Consider the following 420-nt stretch of genomic DNA (forward strand, 5'->3'; position numbering starts at 1 on the left):
CTGCCGCCGCCCGCGCCAGGCCAGCCGGCGGCGCGCGGCGTGGTGCTGGTGCACGGCTACCTGTGCAACCGGGGTTTCTGGCTGCCGTGGCTGCGCCTGTTGCGCGCGCGCGGCCATCCCTACGTTGCGCTGACGCTGGAGCCGGCCTTTGGCTCCATCGATGACTACGCCGGCGCCATCGAGGCGGCCGTGCAGCGGGTGCAGGCCGCCACGGGCCGCGCGCCGCTGGTGGTGGGCCACAGCATGGGGGGACTCGCGATCCGCGCCTGGCTGCGCGCCGTCCCGGGGGCCGAGGAGCGCGCCCACCGCCTCGTCACCCTCGGCACGCCGCACCACGGCACTTGGCCGGCGCAGCACGCGCGCAGCACCAACGGGCGCCAGATGGTGCCGGACAGTCCCTGGCTGCGCGCGCTCGCCGCG

1 protein-coding gene is annotated in these 420 nt (G+C 77.1%); it reads left to right on the forward strand.

Annotated features, from left to right (window positions below; translation table 11 throughout):
- Window positions 1-420: esterase/lipase family protein (locus A612_RS10900; RefSeq protein ID WP_019374516.1), on the forward strand; the 420-nt coding region annotated here is incomplete at both ends.

Source organism: Melaminivora alkalimesophila, assembly GCF_000282995.1.
Lineage (GTDB): Bacteria > Pseudomonadota > Gammaproteobacteria > Burkholderiales > Burkholderiaceae_C > Melaminivora > Melaminivora alkalimesophila.